Source organism: Paenibacillus xylanilyticus, from assembly GCF_047246825.1.
Classification (GTDB): domain Bacteria; phylum Bacillota; class Bacilli; order Paenibacillales; family Paenibacillaceae; genus Paenibacillus; species Paenibacillus xylanilyticus_B.
The window spans coordinates 1-1,327 of the sequence record NZ_JBFOLB010000018.1; the positions used below are offsets into that span (position 1 = coordinate 1).

Consider the following 1,327-nt stretch of genomic DNA (forward strand, 5'->3'; position numbering starts at 1 on the left):
TAAGGCTGAGCTGTGATGGGGAGTGAAAATTACAGTAGCGAAGGTCATGATCTCACACTGCCAAGAAAAGCCTCTAGCCAGGTGATGGTGCCCGTACCGCAAACCGACACAGGTAGGCGAGAAGAGAATTCTAAGGCGCGCGGAAGAACTCTCGTTAAGGAACTCGGCAAAATGACCCCGTAACTTCGGGAGAAGGGGTGCCCCGGTAGTGTGAATAGCACGAGGGGGCCGCAGTGAAAAGGCCCAAGCGACTGTTTAGCAAAAACACAGGTCTGTGCGAAGCCGTAAGGCGAAGTATACGGGCTGACGCCTGCCCGGTGCTGGAAGGTTAAGGGGAGCGGTTAGGGAGTAATCCCGAAGCTGTGAACCGAAGCCCCAGTAAACGGCGGCCGTAACTATAACGGTCCTAAGGTAGCGAAATTCCTTGTCAGGTAAATTCTGACCCGCACGAATGGCGTAACGACTTGGGCGCTGTCTCAACGAGAGATCCGGTGAAATTTTAATACCTGTGAAGATGCAGGTTACCCGCGACAAGACGGAAAGACCCCATGGAGCTTTACTGCAGCTTGATATTGAATTTGGGTACGATCTGTACAGGATAGGTGGGAGCCTTTGAAGCATGAGCGCCAGCTTGTGTGGAGGCACCGTTGGGATACCACCCTGATCGTATCTAGGTTCTAACCTGGTACCGTAAACCGGTGCGGGGACAGTGTCAGGTGGGCAGTTTGACTGGGGCGGTCGCCTCCTAAAGAGTAACGGAGGCGCCCAAAGGTTCCCTCAGAATGGTTGGAAATCATTCGAAGAGTGCAAAGGCATAAGGGAGCTTGACTGCGAGACCTACAAGTCGAGCAGGGACGAAAGTCGGGCTTAGTGATCCGGTGGTACCGCATGGAAGGGCCATCGCTCAACGGATAAAAGCTACCCTGGGGATAACAGGCTTATCTCCCCCAAGAGTCCACATCGACGGGGAGGTTTGGCACCTCGATGTCGGCTCATCGCATCCTGGGGCTGAAGTAGGTCCCAAGGGTTGGGCTGTTCGCCCATTAAAGCGGTACGCGAGCTGGGTTCAGAACGTCGTGAGACAGTTCGGTCCCTATCTGTCGTGGGCGTAGGAAATTTGAGAGGAGCTGTCCTTAGTACGAGAGGACCGGGATGGACGTACCGCTGGTGTACCAGTTGTTCCGCCAGGAGCACCGCTGGGTAGCTATGTACGGACGGGATAAGCGCTGAAAGCATCTAAGCGTGAAGCCCCCCTCAAGATGAGATTTCCCAGTATGTAAGACCCCTTGAAGACGACGAGGTAGATAGGCTGGGGGTGGAAGTGCAG

1 rRNA gene is annotated in these 1,327 nt (G+C 54.6%); it reads left to right on the forward strand.

From position 1 onward, the window contains the following. Positions 1-1,327, forward strand: a 23S ribosomal RNA gene (locus tag AB3N00_RS30830); the annotation flags it as partial.